The sequence below is a fragment of the Paenibacillus sp. MER 99-2 genome, from assembly GCF_023714095.1.
GTDB lineage: Bacteria > Bacillota > Bacilli > Paenibacillales > Paenibacillaceae > Paenibacillus.
Map to the genome: position 1 here is coordinate 174090 of NZ_JAMAUZ010000006.1, position 14470 is coordinate 188559.

Below are 14470 nucleotides of genomic sequence, written 5' to 3' on the forward strand. Positions count from 1 at the left end.
GAAGGTAGGATAGTCTGTTTCATTGATAAATGTTATATTGTTCCATATAGAGGTTGTTCAAAAAGTCCGCTTTTGATTACGAAGGGTGCGCGAGCGGCATCTCAGCGTCGAATATGGGATTCAGCCGAAATGTCCGTTGCTCACGTAGTTTTGCCTACGCTCCGCTACTCCATTTCTATCTTCACCCCATCTTCTCGGTACTGAAAACCGCCCTTTTTGAACACGCACATATAGGGGTTATCATATATAGAAATTCAGTATAACGTTGAGAGAAGGATTTTGATCATGTTATTGTTTTTGGCCGCCATTATACAGATGGCAACATTTAGCCTGTCCATCCCGATCATGTTGAAGCATCAACTTAGCCAGAAATCGATTGCTTTTATGGTCGTTGGCTCAATCATCATCGGGTACTCACTGCTTGGAGTTATGGGCTCAGCAAGTAGTTTTGTCGTCTTATTCTTCTTGGTCATCAGTTTATATTTTAAGCTGAGAAAGATTCTTCTCAGTATTTTATTTCCAACGATAACGCTGATTTTCATGGTCATCAGTGATTATATGTGCGGGATAATCAATATTAATGTGTTGGGTGGTTCGAGTGCATCCATTCATAATAATATGTTCTATACGGTCATCTATGTAACAGGCATCATGATCATCACATTTCTAATGAGCGCACTTGTCAGAGTACTGCTTACGAAGCTGAAGAACCACGATGCATTTTTTAGAAGATATGGTCTATTTCTTACGATTCTGACCTTCTTCACCGTTGTCATTTTCTACATTAATATATGGATCGGCCAAAGCCAAGGTTTCTCCGATGATAACATTCAAGCGAATAGCATTTTGTTTCTGTTTTATTTTGCCCTACTTATTGGTGTATTTGTGATATTAAGCCGAACGATTATGAAGGAAGCAGCGATGCAGAACCAGCGGGAACAGTACGAGCAATTAACGGAGTACACAGAGAATCTGGAACATTTATACACCGATATGCAGAAATTTAGGCACGATTATATTAATATTCTTCTTAGCATGTCTGAATATATTCGTCATAAAGACATGGATCAGTTACAGACGTATTTTGATGAGAAAATTATGCCGATCAGTCAAGGAATGCGGTCTAATACATATAAACTGGGAGCCTTACATCATCTAAAAGTACAAGAACTAAAAGGCATTATCTCTGCGAAGATGATTAAGGCACAAGAGCTTAACATCGATGCCATCATTGAGGTTGCCGAGCCAATCGAACGTATCCATATGGATGCCGTACCATTATGCCGCTGTGTAGGAATTCTACTGGATAATGCTATCGAAGAAGCGATTCATTGTGAGGTGCCAAGTGTGCATATGGCGTTGATTCGCCAAGAACTTGGTATATTAATTGTGGTCAGCAACAGTTGCCGCGAAGAGACACCTGAGTTGTACAAATTGTTTGAGAAGGGTTTTTCAACCAAAGGTAGTAATCGTGGTCTAGGGCTTAGCAATCTAAGAGAAATTGTGTCGCAATACAAGCATGTTATATTGGATACCCAGCGTAAAGAAGGAACGTTTATTCAGCTATTGGAAGTATTCGATTCTTCGGTGGGAGGAACTGAGGGCATGGTAGGTTAGGGTTTGGATAAGGAGAGCAGCCAATGGAAGTTTTACTAGGGATTATCGTTCAAGTCTTGTTTCTTATCTTATTTCTGTCTTTCATGTCGGTTCGAACGATGAATATACGTTTTTGTAGTTTACTTCTTGTGGGCGGGACTACGATCGGAATGATGTTGTTTCCTTGGATTGGGGCATCCGCCATATTCGGGGTCATAATCTATTTCTATGCATGTTTACATTGGAAAACAAAAGATATGTTGTGGAGTATCATTTACCCTGTTATTTCTGTACTCGTATCAGTAGTAGGTGAGTATCTGTTTGGTCTCCTCAAAATAAACATGTTTCATCATTCAATGAATGCTAACACTTCGAGTTTAATGATAACCATTGTAAATTTAATAGGTAGTGGATTGTTATCCATGGCAATGCTACTTACCGGGCTTCACTTCGTTAAACGATTTAGAGGCAAACTGATCTTGAAGAGGTACAGTGTATTATTTAGCGTAGTCTGTATCTTTACCTTAATCATTTTTTACATCAATATATGGATTGGAGAGCGGCAAGGCTTCTCGGATGATAACATCCAAGCAAATAGTATTTTGTTTCTGTTTTATTTTGCCCTACTGATTGGAGTGTTTGTAATATTGTCGCGAACGATCAGGAAGGAAGCGGCTATGCAGAACCAGCGGGAGCAGTACGAGCAATTAACAGAATACACAGAGAATCTGGAACATTTATATACCGATATGCAGAAGTTTAGGCACGATTATATTAATATTCTTCTTAGTATGTCTGAATACATTCGTCATAAGGATATGGATCAGTTACAGGCCTATTTTGAACACAAAATTATGCCAATCAGTCAAGGGATGCAGTCCAATACATATAAACTGGGAGCCTTACATCATCTAAAAGTACAAGAACTAAAAGGCATTATCTCTGCGAAGATGATTAAGGCACAGGAGCTTAACATCGATGCCATCATTGAGGTTGCCGAGCCGATCGAACGTATCCATATGGATGCCGTACCATTATGCCGTTGTGTAGGAATTCTACTGGATAATGCCATCGAAGAGGCGATTCATTGTGAGGTGCCAACTGTGCATATGGCGTTGATTCGCCAAGAACTTGGGACATTAATTGTGGTGAGCAACAGTTGCCGCGAAGAGACACCTGAGTTGTACAAGCTGTTTGAGAAGGGTTTTTCAACCAAAGGTAGTGATCGTGGTCTAGGGCTTAGCAATCTAAGAGAGATGGTTGCACAATATAAAGGGGTAGTGCTGGATACCCAGCGTAGAGAGAGCACGTTTATTCAGCTCTTGGAAGTGTTCGAGAATTAAAGCACAGAGGAGATGTGGCATATGTTAGAGATTTTTATCTGCGAGGACGATGAGGAGCAACGTAAACGTCTAACCAAATATGTGTCCGATTACATCATGATAGAGAATCTGGACATGAAGGTTGTGATCTCTACTGCACACTCCAAAGACATTATTAATCATTTACAGCAGAATGATACAACCGGTTTATATTTTCTAGATGTTGATCTACAGGAAGAAAAAAGTGGAATAGCGCTGGGCGCGGAGATTCGCCAATATGATACGCAAGGTGCGATCGTATTCATAACCACACATCCAGAATTAACGTATCTGACATTTACATATAAAGTGGAAGCGATGGACTATATCACAAAGGATCAGTTTACCGACATTCAGAAACGGGTTATTGACTGCATTGATACGGCGTATCATCGCTACATGCAAAACAAGCATAATCATCGGAAATTGTTTCAAACCAAGATGGGGGATAAGGTTATCAGCATTGAGTACAATGACATTCTATTTTTTGAAACCTCCTCCCAACTTCATAAAATCATCCTGCATGCCCACAATCGTCAGGTTGAATTCTATGGGAAGTTAAAGGCGTTACCTGAGATGGATAATCGCTTCTATCGCTGCCACAATTCTTATGTGGTGAACAAAGATAATATCGCCGAAATTGACATTGCTAAGCGGGAAATCCGAATGGTTAATGGACAAATCTGCTATGCCTCCAGTCGGTTTCTAAAAGGGCTGAAGGATATTGTCCCAAAATAAGCATATAACATAACCACACAATATGAAGCAAACAGAATAACCTTCTTACGATTACCTAAGTCAGGTCATACGATAAGAAGGTTATTTTAGTTTAAAATTTAGAGAACAGTAATCTATTACTGTTCCTCGCGGTAGCTCTCCGTCGATTCTAGGTATGTTTGCTTAGATTCCATAAAAAGATTTTCTGTAGCCGAGAAACTAATGATCGCAAAGTGATCTGAATAATCAAGGATGGTGTACATGTAGATGTGGTTGACGTTGTCCATCGTAGAAAGTATCTCAAACTGGAAGCCTGGTCTTCCATCAATTTCGACAGCCACTTTATCGGGTTTAGTGACATCATCCGAGAACTCAGTCTGGCGTTCGATGTAGTCATCAACGTACTCTTCGAGTGTTGTACCTGGATCGGACCAAGATTTGGGACTTTGCAGACTTATGAAATATTCCTCACCGCTTAAGGAGGTTGCTTCCAGTTTGGCATCAATAATTATTCTAAAATCACTTTCCCAATCTGAAGGGATACGAATGGAGGTCTTCCCGTCCTCTGATTTAATAACTTTGGTAGAACCAGAAGTCGATTCGGTTTCAACAACAGCAGGCTGATCGTTCAGGATTCGCATGGATTGGGCAAGCTGGGTGAAGAATTTCCGATCGGTATCATTCAATTCACGCTGGCGGGTGAAGTTAAGATGATAGAAGTGATTCTCCTTCTCCAGCGAGGCACTGATGATGTAACTTGTCCCTGTAGGCAACGTCATTTTTCCTTCAGTAAGGTAGGCTTCTTCTGAATCAATTGTCATACTTCCCGTTCGTTTCGATTCATATGTACTGCCCTCAGCGAAAGAGAACTCATCTTCCCATTTGTCTATAAGATCCTCAAGAGATGCTTCCGCTGTATCTTCTCGGCTTACTCGTTCAATCATGATCGCGCTCTCGCCGTCTTTATCCATGGCAGCCAATAAATTTGGTGTTCCTAATTGTGGAAAAGTATTCCAATCAATTGGGACAGTGATTTCGACTTCATTCTGAGCAGAAGATAGAACATGATTCTGTTCTTCGGTCTGTGTTTCTGTTTCCGTAGCTACAGGTGCTGGGCTGGAGGTGCTGGCTTGGGTAGCACAACCAGTAAGCGTAAGGGTTAGGGCAGCGGCGATCGTTATCGTTCGTGGAAGTGAAAGCGTTGTTTTCATGAATTGGTGAATATTGTTCAGCAATCTAATTCTCTCCTTAGAGCATGATGATATGTAGTAATATACAGGCTCGGTAGTCTTGTACGTGGATTGAAAAATAATCATAAGCTATTCCCGGATTTTCTCCTTTGGAACAGGGAATCAGAAAAATCTGGGGACAACAGCGATCGGAAGGTTATTCTGTCATCGGAGTGGTCAGTGTAACTATTTTAATTCAATCTATACAGTAAGAGGGTTATTTTACCATTTATTAAATCATTTGAATATATAACTTTAGACTTAAAGTTCCAAAAGTGGGGATAAGGTCTTTCATCCGATGAATGTTTAGCTCTGTTACGTGAATACGCATAATATTCAATTTATACATAAAATACTGGCCTTCGATGCTACGAAGCTGTGATACAATAGGTGAGGTCTATAGAGAAACGGAAACACGCATAAGCACGAGGAGGAACAGGAACACGATGAAATCAGCCCCGTTTATTGCTGTGGAGGGTCCAATTGGTGCTGGGAAAACAACGCTCGCAACGATGCTTTCTCAGGAGTTGAATCTTCCGCTAGTGAAGGAGATCGTAGAAGAGAATCCATTTCTGGCTTCCTTCTATCAGGATATAGATGAGTGGAGCTTCCAGCTTGAGATGTTTTTCTTATGTAATCGATTTAAGCAATTGGAAGATACCGGAGCTCACTATGTGCAGCAGCATACACCCGTCATTTCGGATTATCATATCTACAAAAATATGATTTTTGCCGAACGCACCTTGAAGGGCACGAAGCGGGACAAGTACCGTCAAATCTATCATTTGTTAACCGATGACCTGCCAAAACCTAACTTGGTGCTGTACATTGAAGCAGAGCTTGATACCTTGATGTATCGGATCAACAAGCGAGGAAGATCCTTCGAGCAGGATATGGATCCAGGATATATGGAACAGCTTATTGCTGATTACAAAACAGGCATGGCCTATTTGGCAGATGGCCCTAATCCTCCAATTATTATTAAAGTGGATGCAGAAGCACTCGATTTTGTAGAGCATCCAGAACATTTCAGGCAGATCGTTAATCAGGTAAAGGAGTATATCACATGAATAACTATGGCATTCCAGCAAATGCATTAATTACCGTCGCAGGTACGGTTGGTGTGGGCAAATCCACGCTAACAGCAGCGCTTGCGGAACGTTTGAATTTCAAAACTTCTCTGGAACAGGTGGATCATAATCCGTACCTGGAGAAATTTTATCATGATTTTGAACGGTGGAGCTTCCATCTACAGATTTACTTCTTGGCAGAACGTTTTAAGGAACAGAAGAAAATTTTCGAAATGGGCGGAGGCTTCGTACAGGATCGTTCGATCTATGAAGACACGGGGATCTTTGCGCAGATGCACGCGGATCAAGGTACAATGTCTGCAACGGATTTCGAAACCTATAGCAGCTTGTTCGAGGCGATGGTTATGACGCCATATTTCCCGCACCCGGACGTACTGATCTATCTGGAAGGCAGCTTGCCATCCATCCTGAACCGGATTACTGAGCGTGGACGTGAGATGGAGATTCAGACAGATCGCTCGTATTGGGAACACATGCATGAGCGCTATTCTGTATGGATTGACCAATTCACAGCTTGTCCAGTATTGCGCTTGAACATTGACGAATATGATGTGCATGATTCGGCATCGGTTGATGCGATCCTGGCGCAGATTGCGTCTGTAATTACACCAGCGAAGGAAGCACAACGTTAAGTATATCAGCTTGCTGAAGCTCTAAGGCTTAATTAGCAGAAGAAAAGCATGTGTAAATAGTATGGAATGGACTCTCCCTATGTCATGTTGAATAGTGGGGAGTTTTTTTGTTTTTTTCTGTTTGTTTGGCTGAGGTTTGACGATGTCCCCCCGGGAAATGCACGATTTTACGCGGGTCATGAAATGCACGCCATTGAGCTAGCTTGGGTATCGCTTACAACTTCATCATCGTAGAAAATGGTTGAATTAACGAATGAAATGTGGTTTTATTAGTTAGGTGAATTTTGGAAAATAAGCCTAAGCATGACTCAGGAGGGAAAGACATCGTGGAAGAAAAGCAAGGAATCAAGATTGGGATGCCGATTATCGGCGGGTTAATTGCGGCAATTGTGGGTGGTGCTGTATGGGCTGCAGTCGCAGCAATGACCGAGTATGAGGTAGGTTTAATTGCAATTCTCATTGGTGCACTGACAGGTTATGCTGTCGTGTTGTTGTCCAATAAACGGATTGCAACAGTACATAAAGTGATTGCGGTCATTTTTGCGCTTGTCGGCATTGTACTTGGGAAATACATGACGGTTGTTTATTTTGCATCCGAGATGTTTGATGAAGGTTTCATGCAATTGGTATTTGACGGCGAGATCGTTAACGCATTTATCGAAACGTTCTCGGATTATTTCGGAGAACCGATGGATCTCTTGTTTATTGGTCTTGCGATCGTATCCGCATGGCAGATTCCTGGTCGAATGGCGAAAACCAGCATGGCAACCAAAGCTTCATCAACAGACCACGCTCCACGAGCATAATCCTATATTCTTCATTCCAAAAAAAATCTCAGAGTGAATGTGCCGAGAAGAGGCTCCTTCACATTGCGGCTGAGAAACAAGCAAGAGGGACGTAACGCCAGAAGGCGTGCGTCCCTTTTTTTGGTGATGATATTTTACCTTGTAGATAGGTGAGAATCCAGCGTGTGGTAAATGTAATTGAGATTCACGCAACATTTCTAACGAACTCAGTTGGCCTTATTGTCAGGAAAATGAAAATCTGTGTGCTTCGAAATATTCAGACACGCCTTAGTCTGCTTGCTGCTGATCCGCAAAGATCGCCATGGCTTCTTTCATAAAGGCAGCTAATCCTTCGCCAAATTGGTCAATGTTACGTGTGAAGCGTTCATCATCCACATACATCTGACCCAATCCTCGAAAAGCCTCGGGTGAATAATGCCCCATCTGATTCAAATAGGTGTACCACTGCGCAATGACCGCTTGGGATTCAGCCGATGCGGGTGATGTGTCACGAAGGGTTGCCAACTGAGTGAAAATGTCATTCATCTGATCCGATAGAGCCTTCTGTTCATTGGGTGATTTGCCTTGTAATTTTTCATTCGCCTGATCTACAGCTTTATTCCCCCAGCGCTGGCGCGCTTCCTGTTCATAGGGGTTCTCCTTGAAGTTAAATCCTTCGAATTGTTCCTTTGTGGTCATATCAATGTCTCCTCTCATATGCATAACACTTTTATCGATGGCGGCAATCATCCGGTCTAAGCGTACCCTTTTCTCCAGAAGGATCTGGCGATGCATCTGAAGTGCTTCCTCCCGGTTGAAGGAAGGGCTATTTATGATGTCTTTGATATCTTTCAGTGAGAAGTCCAGTTCTTTGAAAAATAATATCTGCTGCAGCATGTCTAGATTGGCGTCTGAATAGAGTCGATACCCTGCAGAAGTGACTTCACTAGGAGTTAACAAACCGATCTCATCATAATGATGCAGTGTGCGCACACTGATCGAGGCAAGCTCGGCAACTTCTTTTACCTTCATGGCCATGGTTTCAACCTCCTTACATCACCGATTGTACAGTGTCACGTTACGTGAGAGTCAACCCTGTTCATTGGATTAGATTTTTTGGTTTTTGAAGCACTAGTTTGGGTGTTAACTGCATTAATTCAGCATCTATAGTATTGGAATATTCTATACCTGTATTTAAATTTTTGATAAAAACAATTTCAGAGATCATGCTACACTAATCCTTATAATTCCAATAAGATTTATTGTATATAGACATATGATGTTGAAAAAAAGTGAGTCAGGTGATCTTATGAACAATCTTCTTGAAATTGAAGCGCTACGTGTCACATTCACAACAACGAAAGGTGAAGTTAGTCCAGTAGACGGCATTAATCTAGCGATAACTCCGGGTGAGACATTATGCATAGTCGGGGAATCAGGTAGTGGCAAGAGTGTCACTTCCTTATCGATTCTAGGTTTGCTGGGAGAGAAAGGACGCATTGCTGAAGGACATATCCGATTGAATGGCACGGATCTGACCGAACTGAATCAGACGCAGTTAAGAAAAATTAGAGGCAAGCAGGTTTCAATGGTTTTCCAAGAACCGATGACAGCTCTCAATCCGGTGATGACGATTGGCAATCAGCTGCTTGAGGTAATCCAGGTTCACACGAAGCTTAACCGAAGACAGGCAGAGCATACTGTACTTCAGATGTTACAGAAGGTAGGCATTGCACGACCCGAAGCGGTGATGAGAGAGTATCCTCACTCCCTGTCTGGGGGCATGAGACAACGGATTGTCATCGCTATTGCTCTCATATGTGAGCCGAAATTACTCATTGCGGACGAGCCTACAACAGCACTCGATGTTACGATTCAAGCACAGATTCTGAATTTAATGAAGCAACTGCGTGAAGAAAGAGAGACGGCGATACTGCTGATCACGCATGACCTGAGTATTGTCGCCGAAATGGCGGATCGGGTCGCTGTCATGTATGCGGGTCAGATTGTCGAAGAGGCAGAGGTATTCTCCCTGTTTGATGAGCCTTTGCATCCATATACACAAGGACTGATGCGATCAGTTCCTACCATTCAGAGTGGGGCAGAGGATCGACTTGTACCGATTCCTGGCACGGTCCCTTCGCTTACGGATCTACCTCAAGGTTGTAGATTTCAGGCGAGGTGTCCCTATGCGGTCGAACAATGTAGCCTGGAGGCGCCGTCTCTGAGGCAAGTCAGTGCCAAGCATGTGGTGAGATGCTGGCTTCCTCAACAATAACTGCAATCGAATGCATCAGGAGGTTTAGACTCAATGAGCAATTACCGTGTTAGCCCTGAAAACGAAGCTGCATCTCCTTTGCTCCGTCTGGAGGAATTACGCACATACTATCCGATTCGACAAGGGGTGTTAGGCCGCACTTCAGGATATATCAAGGCTGTGGACGGCATTAATTTGGATATATCGGCAGGTGAAACATTAGGTCTTGTCGGAGAGTCGGGCTGTGGTAAATCCTCAATTGGACGAACTATGCTGCGCCTGGAGCCTGCTCATTCGGGACGTATCTTTTTTGAAGGGCAGGATATTACGAATCTATCTCAGCACAGGATGAAGAAGGTTCGAACCAAACTACAGATCATTTTTCAAGACCCGTATTCATCACTGAATCCCCGCAAAAGAGTGGGAGATCTGATCTCCGAGCCGATCCTTGCACACCGGCTTGCTACACGACAAGAGGCGGAAGCAGAGATTATTCGTTTACTTGATCTCGTCGGGTTGCCGCGGTCAGCCATGTCCCGTCATCCCCATGAATTCTCAGGTGGACAACGGCAGCGAATTGGCATTGCCCGTGCTTTATCATTGAAGCCTAAGCTGATCGTATGTGATGAACCGGTATCTGCACTCGATGTATCCATACAGGCACAGATTCTGAATCTATTTCGCGATTTGCAGCAGGAGCTGAATCTGACGTATGTATTCATTGCCCATGGATTGGGTGCAGTCAACTATATTAGTACACGGATTGCGGTCATGTATTTAGGCAAAATTGTGGAAATTGGCGCAAAAGAAGATGTCTTTAGTGACGCCAAGCATCCATACACACGTAGTCTATTAACGGCTAATCCGATCACTCATCCGCGTATGCGAGAGCAATCTCGCTTCGTTTTGGAAGGTGATGTACCTAGCCCAGCTAATCCACCGCAAGGGTGTCGGTTTCATTCTCGCTGCCCGTATGCACAGGCGAAGTGTCAGGAAGAAGAGCCGCAGCTCGCAGATACGGGGATGCCTGCTCATCAGGTGGCCTGTCACTTTCCAATTGTGGAGGGATCTTGACGCCATGGTACCTTACATTATACGCCGTTTATTAATTGCACTTCCCGTATTGATAGGGATCACAATTATCAACTTTATCATCATTAATCTTGCTCCAGGTAATCCTGTGGAGATGATGATTGATCCCAACACATCCCAGGAGTTAATTGAGGCGAAGAAAGAGATGCTCGGCTTGAATAGCCCTGCAATCGTGCAATATGGCAAATGGATGATGAGCCTGATGCAAGGCAATTTGGGGTACTCCTTCAGTTCATTCGCTCCGGTATCTCAATTGATTGCAGAACGAATTGGCCCTACCCTTTTGCTAACCTTCACTTCGCTTCTGATCAGTTTGGCAATAGCTATTCCAGCAGGTATCTATAGTGCAGTTAAGCATAATACAAAGGTTGACTACATCCTGACTGGTTTATCCTTTATCGGCACGTCCATGCCACAATTCTTTCTAGGACTTGGGGTCATTTATGTGTTCTCGCTGAAACTAAATCTTCTACCTTCGGGCGGCATGGGGGTACTTGGAGGCGGTGGTGGTGTGCTGGATACGTTATGGCATCTCATATTACCTGCAAGTGTACTAGCGGTGGGAATTGTAGGCAAAAAAATTCGTTATGTCCGGGCAAGCATGCTGGATGTGCTCCATCAGGATTATCTTCGAACCGCGAGAGCCAAAGGGGTTGGTGAGTTTATGGTGACCAACAGACACGCCCTTCGCAACGCGTTATTGCCGATTATCACGGTGTTTGCGATAGAGATTCCACTGCTACTGGGAGGCAGCATCTTGATCGAACAGATATTTCAGTGGCCCGGAATCGGACAGCTAACGATGCAATCCATCCTTTCGCGTGATTATCCTACGTTAATGGCATTAAATCTAGTCGCCGCAATCATTGTACTGGCTACGAATCTGTTGACTGATATGATCTATGCCGTTGCAGATCCGCGAGTTAAATATAACTAAACGATTTTATTAAACTACATTCATTCAGGGGGAAAGAGCGTATGAGAACAACATCCGACCTCCGTTTACAGGAGAGTTCCACCGCGGGGGCGGAATTATCACAGGGCTGGAAGTCAGTGGAGAACAGCCATTTCAGACTTGTAGTCAGTCGTTTTGCACGCAATCGATTCGCTGTTGGTGGACTAATCGTGATTGTTTTGTTAATTCTGATTGCAATGTTTGCCACGCAGCTTGCTCCTCACTCGCCAGATCAGGTAACAGCGTATTTCTCAGCACCTCCTTCAGGAGAACACCTGCTTGGGACAGATCAGGTTGGACGGGATGTGTTAAGTCGCTTAATTGTCGCCTCAAGGGTATCCCTTCTGGTGGGCTTCGCAACGGTTGCCTTATATGTGACGGTGGGCACGCTGATTGGTTTGATATCAGGCTATTTCGGTGGCTGGCTAGACATGGTGATCATGCGAATTACCGATATGTTCATGGCTTTTCCGTTCCTGATGGTGATTCTGGTCATCGTCAGTGCTCTTGGAGCGAGTCTTCAGACGATCATTTGTGTGCTCGCACTGTTCTCGTGGCCAGGGGTGGCGCGATTAGTACGAAGCAGTGTGCTAACGATCAAACAACAGGATTATGTCCGTGCCGGAACGGCATTGGGTCTGGGGAACAGACGAATTCTGCTTGGACATATTTTACCTAATACGCTGGGGCCAATTATCGTCAATGCTACATTTGGCGTGGCGAGTGCCATTCTGAGTGAAGCAGGGCTAAGTTTTCTCGGGATGGGTGTACAACCACCAACGGCAAGCTGGGGCAATATGCTGAGTGATGCTCAATCTTTTACCGTGTTAACCGATCAGTTGTGGTTGTGGGTTCCGGCAGGGCTGATGCTGCTCATTACGGTGTTATCTATTAATTTTGTAGGGGATGGCTTGCGTGATGCATTAGATCCCAAGGAATGAGGAGAGGACAGAACAGATAATTCATGAAGAAGCATCGTGTGCACCAGTCTTGTTGCTTGTAGCGTTTCTGGAATAGAGACTCACTGATATTGAAGAATTAAGCCATTGAAGTATTCAGCATCTAAATATCCAAAACAGGGGGAATATGTTGTGAGAAAAAATGTTCGTAACGGATTGTCCGTCATCCTTATCTTGTCGTTGTTCCTGCTTAGTGCATGTGGCTCGGCTGCTTCTACGAATACAGGCGGGACAGCAGAGGCTGGGGCGAGTACTCCGGAAACCCAAGAAACTGCTAAGGAAAAAATAGTAACGGTTGGCATTGTGAACTCCCCTCTAACGTTAAATCAGATCAATGATCAGGGGGACTCAGCTTCCAAAAACGCACTTGCTCTCATTAACGATGCTCTGCTTGATATTAATTCATCATTTGAATTTTTGCCTAAACTGGCGGATTCAGTGGACACCGAGGATAAGCAGCTCTACACCATTAAGCTCAATAAGGATGCAAAATGGAATGATGGACAGCCGTTCACCACAGCCGATGTGCTGTTCACGCTGAACACTGCTCTGAATCCAAAGGTGGAGACTTCATTACGGCTTAGCTTCATTGAAGGACTGAATGATGCGGGTAAGCTAGAGGATGGTCAGAATGAAATTACGGGACTCAGCATCATTGATGACCATACGTTTACGATCAAGACCAAAACCCCCATTGATCCAAACATTTTTAAAGAAACATTTGCGACCAAGCTGTACTTCCTACCCCAACATATTTTGAAAGATGTGCCGCTCGATCAGCTTGCAGTTAATCCCTATTTCCAGAAGCCAGAAGTAACGGTTGGCCCATTCCAATTCAAGTCCTTTGCCAAGGATCAGTATGTGGAAGTTGTGAAAAACGAAAATTATTATCGACCTATCGCTAAATTGGACAAGATCTTCATCAAAGTGCTCCCGGCTACGAATCTAGTTGCCCAGTTGCAGACGGGTGATATTCAGATGAATTCTCTTCCAGTAGGTCTTATTCCAATCACCGATTATGAGAAGGTTAAGGCATTGCCAAACGTCAATCTAGATTCCAGCGGCCCTTCAGAGCCAGCGGAGTTGTTCTTGAACAACAAGGTGTTTGATTCTCCTAAAGTTCGACAGGCCGTTGCTTATGCACTGAACCGTCAGCTGATTGTGGAACAGCTTCTCAAAGGTCAGGCTGAGGTAATCGACGGAAGTGTGCCGAGCGACAATCCATATTATGACCAAGATGCAGCGATCTATAGTTACGATCCAGAGAAGGCCAAAGCACTGCTCGCAGAGGCAGGTTGGGACTCCAATAAGGTCGTTCGCTTTCTGATTCCGGTGGGCAATAAGATTCGGGAGCAGGCGGCAGATATTCTGACTCAGAATTTGAAGGATGTAGGCATCAAGGTGGAAGTGCAGAAATATGATTTTGGAACGTTGATCCAAAAGGTCATTAAGAGTGAATACGAATTAACGATCTTTAACCGGGACTATTACATTGAGCCGAGCCTATACTTCTCCTTGTTCGCAAGCGACAACGCCAACAATTTCTTGGGATATAACAATTCGAAGGTGGACGCGCTGATCAAGGAGGGGGTAGCCGAAGCGGATGAAACGAAGCGCCATGACATCTACAAGCAGCTCCAGCAGATCTTACATGAAGAACTACCAACCATTAGCGTATATTCTGAGAAAAGATTGCAAGCTGTCGCCAAAAATGTACTTGTAGGTAAACCATCCAATATCGGGATGTTTAATAACGTGAATGAATGGGATATCCAATAGGAGTCTGAAGGAGCGTG

13 protein-coding genes are annotated in these 14470 nt (G+C 43.8%); 11 read left to right on the forward strand and 2 right to left on the reverse strand.

Annotation, left to right across the window (positions count from 1 at the left end):
* The first annotated feature begins 285 nt into the window (after positions 1 to 285).
* The 3 genes from M3636_RS22255 (at position 286) to M3636_RS22265 (ending at position 3695) form a co-directional block, all read left to right on the forward strand.
* A complete protein-coding gene (locus M3636_RS22255) occupies positions 286 to 1617 on the forward strand; it encodes a sensor histidine kinase (protein ID WP_251384053.1) in 1332 nt (443 codons plus the stop codon).
* Between the two features lie 401 nt (positions 1618 to 2018).
* Positions 2019 to 2939, forward strand: a complete 921-nt coding sequence (locus M3636_RS22260; protein ID WP_251384054.1) for a sensor histidine kinase — start codon at positions 2019 to 2021, stop codon at positions 2937 to 2939.
* Between the two features lie 21 nt (positions 2940 to 2960).
* The gene (locus M3636_RS22265; RefSeq protein WP_145409654.1) at positions 2961 to 3695 is read left to right on the forward strand and encodes a LytR/AlgR family response regulator transcription factor; all 735 of its coding nucleotides are present in this window, start codon (positions 2961 to 2963) and stop codon (positions 3693 to 3695) included.
* Between the two features lie 116 nt (positions 3696 to 3811).
* Here M3636_RS22265 and M3636_RS22270 read toward each other — a convergent pair whose 3' ends face one another.
* On the reverse strand, positions 3812 to 4909 hold the full coding sequence (locus M3636_RS22270; protein ID WP_251384055.1) for a hypothetical protein: 1098 nt from the start codon (positions 4907 to 4909) through the stop codon (positions 3812 to 3814).
* 440 nt (positions 4910 to 5349) lie between these two features.
* Between M3636_RS22270 and M3636_RS22275 the strand changes: the two genes are divergently transcribed.
* The 3 genes from M3636_RS22275 to M3636_RS22285 all read left to right on the forward strand — a co-directional run bounded on the left by M3636_RS22275 (position 5350) and on the right by M3636_RS22285 (position 7432).
* Positions 5350 to 5973, forward strand: a complete 624-nt coding sequence (locus M3636_RS22275) for a deoxynucleoside kinase (protein ID WP_128100378.1) — start codon at positions 5350 to 5352, stop codon at positions 5971 to 5973.
* Positions 5970 to 6626: a deoxynucleoside kinase gene (locus M3636_RS22280; protein WP_128100379.1), complete on the forward strand. Its 657-nt coding sequence runs from the start codon at positions 5970 to 5972 to the stop codon at positions 6624 to 6626. Before M3636_RS22275 ends, M3636_RS22280 begins: the two co-directional genes overlap by 4 nt.
* A 326-nt stretch (positions 6627 to 6952) precedes the next feature.
* Complete coding sequence (locus M3636_RS22285) at positions 6953 to 7432, forward strand: hypothetical protein (RefSeq protein ID WP_251384056.1); 480 nt, start codon at positions 6953 to 6955, stop codon at positions 7430 to 7432.
* A 267-nt stretch (positions 7433 to 7699) separates the two neighbouring features.
* On the opposite strand, the gene M3636_RS22290 is transcribed toward M3636_RS22285, so the two are convergent.
* Complete coding sequence (locus M3636_RS22290) at positions 7700 to 8449, reverse strand: MerR family transcriptional regulator (protein WP_251384057.1); 750 nt, start codon at positions 8447 to 8449, stop codon at positions 7700 to 7702.
* Between the two features lie 271 nt (positions 8450 to 8720).
* Here M3636_RS22290 and M3636_RS22295 point away from each other — a divergent pair, with 271 nt between their 5' ends.
* The 5 genes from M3636_RS22295 to M3636_RS22315 all read left to right on the forward strand — a co-directional run bounded on the left by M3636_RS22295 (position 8721) and on the right by M3636_RS22315 (position 14453).
* The gene (locus tag M3636_RS22295; RefSeq protein ID WP_251384058.1) at positions 8721 to 9689 is read left to right on the forward strand and encodes an ABC transporter ATP-binding protein; all 969 of its coding nucleotides are present in this window, start codon (positions 8721 to 8723) and stop codon (positions 9687 to 9689) included.
* Positions 9690 to 9722: 33 nt separating this feature from the next.
* Positions 9723 to 10742 carry an ABC transporter ATP-binding protein gene (locus M3636_RS22300; RefSeq protein ID WP_251384059.1) on the forward strand — a complete coding sequence of 340 codons (1020 nt, stop codon included), beginning with the start codon at positions 9723 to 9725 and terminating at the stop codon, positions 10740 to 10742.
* Positions 10743 to 10746: 4 nt separating this feature from the next.
* Entirely contained in the window at positions 10747 to 11697 is a 951-nt protein-coding gene (locus tag M3636_RS22305; protein ID WP_251384060.1) for an ABC transporter permease, read from the forward strand.
* Positions 11698 to 11738: 41 nt separating this feature from the next.
* Positions 11739 to 12656 (forward strand): oligopeptide ABC transporter permease, encoded by a 918-nt coding sequence (gene opp4C / locus M3636_RS22310; RefSeq protein ID WP_251384061.1) that lies wholly within the window; start codon positions 11739 to 11741, stop codon positions 12654 to 12656.
* 150 nt (positions 12657 to 12806) lie between these two features.
* Positions 12807 to 14453 carry an ABC transporter substrate-binding protein gene (locus tag M3636_RS22315; RefSeq protein WP_251384062.1) on the forward strand — a complete coding sequence of 549 codons (1647 nt, stop codon included), beginning with the start codon at positions 12807 to 12809 and terminating at the stop codon, positions 14451 to 14453.
* Positions 14454 to 14470: the final 17 nt, after the last annotated feature.